Annotated in this window: 2 protein-coding genes; both read left to right on the top strand. The window is 37.5% G+C overall.

The genetic code is table 11. From position 1 onward, the window contains the following. Positions 1–248: 248 nt before the first annotated feature. A complete protein-coding gene (locus tag A0F92_RS07645; protein WP_167516912.1) occupies positions 249–887 on the top strand; it encodes a hypothetical protein in 639 nt (212 codons plus the stop codon). A gap of 228 nt (positions 888–1,115) precedes the next feature. Beyond that, positions 1,116–2,147, top strand: a complete 1,032-nt coding sequence (locus A0F92_RS07640) for an AlbA family DNA-binding domain-containing protein (protein WP_068243807.1) — start codon at positions 1,116–1,118, stop codon at positions 2,145–2,147. The last annotated feature ends 1,228 nt before the right edge of the window (positions 2,148–3,375 follow it).

The raw sequence follows: 3,375 nt of genomic DNA, 5'->3' as shown, positions 1-3,375 counted from the left end.
TGGCAGTAATCATCTGGAATATGATCGTAAAAAAGCAACCTTACAATCCACCCACTCAATATCTATTCTTAGATCAGAAAAGAAAAATGGGGCTAATCAAAAAAATGAAAAAGCAAATCGGTAAATTTGAAATAACTAGCGAAGACTTGGGAATAGTAACTACTAATTTTTAACAACTATGTCTTACGTTAGTCAGAATAATAGTGCAACGTTTTAGTGGACACAACTGTCATCTTAAAAAAATGGCTATGAAAAATTATTTCACGTTTTTTATTCTAGTTCTGATAACATCGTGTACTAAAGAAAGCAATCAAACTCCAAACACTTCCTCTAATCAAATTTTTCCAAATGAAGTTGGAAATCATTGGGTTTATAAATACGATGACGGGAATAGTAATAGTGAACAATACATTTACGTGGATATTGTTGGCATAACAACGTTTCAAGGACAAAGTGCAACAATTTGGACAAGCACTTTGCAAGACGCATCAAATTCAAAATATTTATTAGACTCATCTTACGTTGTAGTTGATAACGACACAGCAGTTTTCTATGCACCTCCGTGCTTAACTTGTACACCACAACCAGTCTATGAAAAGCGCAGATATGTTTTTCCCTTGCAAGTAGGTAATTTCTGGTTTACAGACAAATTTTTTGGCGACACCACAAAAGTCTTAAATGAAAAAAGTTTGACAGTTCCCGCAGGCACATTTAAAAATACTTTTCAATTATCAAAAACCATTGGTTATGTAACAAATTCATTTACCAAAGACAGTATTTGGTTGACACCTAACATTGGTATGACAAAATATTATCAAAACGAATATAGTTTAGGACCAATTCCGGGTAATGGTACTTGGGAATTGACAACTTATAATCTTAAATAATTACGGCATACAACAGGCAGTTTTGCGCAAGCGGGGCTGACCTGCTAACAATCAGCAACAGTGCATGTTTTAGCTATAGTTCCAGCTTGACCTGCATTGCTGACCGATAGAATTAACAATGAGCAATTAATTATAAATTTGGCTACAGTTCCAAGCAGACGAATATCTACGATCCCGCCTGCGCAAAGCAGTAGCCGTTGCCTGCAAGCTTAAACGACACCTTCAACTATGTCATACTCTAACTTATATTTTGGAAAGGAACTGACCGCCCTAACATACTCTGACATTGTAAACTATTTTACTGACGAAAAGGACGAGTCAAATAAAATTGAATACAAGTCATATCACAATCCAGAAGAGAAAAATCATACTGAAAAGGAAAATGGCGTCATCAGAGCAATATGTGGACTTTTAAATTCTGAAGGCGGGTTAGTTATTTGGGGTGCTCCTATTGGACAAACTGTTACTGGCAAAAAAGAGAAAATATTTAAGGGGCCGCTTTCACCAGTAGAAAAATTAATTGAAAAGGATAGTTTCATAAACCGTGTGACGGATTTAATAACGCCTTCACCAAAAGGCATAATTTTTCAACGACTTGAAGAAGGTGGAAAATTTCTTTACATAATTGAAGTAGAACAAAGTTTGTATTCACCACATCAATATCGTAATGTTTATTACATGCGAATTGACGGACAGACAAAGCCTGCTCCACATCATTACATTGAAGCACTTTTCAGAAAAGTTTCTTTTCCAAAGCTAGAGGGATATATACGAATTGACAATGTGAGAATTGACGGCAGTCAATATGTTCTTACATTATCTTACTTCATTTTCAATAAATCAAAACTTCAAAATGAACACAACATTTATTCACGACTAATAATAAGCCTAGGAAAATTCGCTAATCATGGAATTTCAAATAGCACATATAGGTTTTATAGACTTGCAGGAAAAGAAATGACAATTCCAGAGGCTAAGGCAACACTTTACTACAATGAACCGATATACGAAACAGAAACAATTTTGTTTTCTCCCAATGAACTTACTCAGTCGAATTTCGAGTGTGACGTTCTGCTCCATTTTGGTGGTAAACAATCTCCGTTAATGGTATCAAAATATAAATTGTCTTTAAAAAATATTGACGGAGAAAACCCAAACTCATTAATTGTAAGTATGGAAGAAAATTTATACAGCTATGAAAACAGTGATAAAATTGATAAGAGCGAACAAGACAAGATGAAGTTGATTTTAAACCGTTGACGAAAAGCCAGCAGGCAACATGGGGTTTGCTGCTATGCTGGCTGACGAATAAATCCTCATCTTTTTGTTCGCTATCAGCAGCAGTTTGGTCAGACGTAATTCTATTCAGCTTTAGTTCTTATCTTCATCATCAGTAATTCTATTGGGCTGCAGTTCCGGGCTGGACGAATATAAATCCAGCACAGCAGCAAGCCCTGCTCGTTAGCTGCAATGGTCGACAGACAGCAACGCGGTTTGTTCAGTCTTCAGCTGACTGTCCGCTTTAGCTTTTTAATATTACTTTGGTTTTTGTTTTCAGCTGTTTAATGTATTGCAGCTTCAGTTCGGCAGACATTCTCGCCTGTGTTGTCCGCTTTAGCTTTTTAATATTACTTTGGTTTTTGTTTTCAGCTGTTTAATGTATTGCAGCTTCAGTTCGGCAGACATTCTCGCCTGTGTTGAGACAAGTTCCCCGGCGACTAAAAAAATGGTGCTTCATCGGCTGACGAATATTGACCCGGCAGACCCAACGCTTTCTTTGACAATTACGCAGCTTATTGCACTTTTCAATATTGATGCCGGTTGCCGGTTATATATGGGTTGACTTTTTTTTATTTGCAGCAGGACATTTCAATTATGTGGACTCGTTTTTTATTAAGCATTTTGTTGACCCCACGCACGACAGGATTCAGCAGGCTGTGCTGCGGGACACTGACGCAAAGTTTTTGCTTTTTTACTTTTGACACTTTGTTTTGATTTTAAAATGCGGTAGACCCGGCGCACAAGTTTTTTTCAGCAACCATTTTTTCAGGGTTATTGCACAAGATTATGTTGGCTTGTTTCACAACTCCCAAAGCAGCTAACATGGGCTTGGCACTATGTCGGCGGACTGTAACGCAGTAGTTCGGCTGTAGTCATCTATCAGCTGTAGTTCCGGCAAGACGACCATAACGCAACTGCAGATTTTTATTTTAAACTTTTGTATATTTATTCAGCAATCGTTCCCGGCTGACGGCTTTTCAAATTCCGCCACATCGCCAAGCCCGGGGCGTTAGCGGTCATTGTAAAAAGACTCTACAAACCACCGACAACAACAAAAAACAAAACCATATGAGAAAAATAATTTCATTTATGCACATATCACTTGACGGTTTTGTAGCAGGACCGAACGGAGAAATGAACTGGATTAAAGTTGATGAAGAGATTTTTGATCATGTCGGTAAGCGGATAAGCCAAGGTGACACTTCAT

The organism is Hydrotalea flava (assembly GCF_001623405.1).
GTDB classification, from domain to species: domain Bacteria; phylum Bacteroidota; class Bacteroidia; order Chitinophagales; family Chitinophagaceae; genus Hydrotalea; species Hydrotalea flava.
This window is presented reverse-complemented; position numbering and strand designations above follow the sequence as displayed.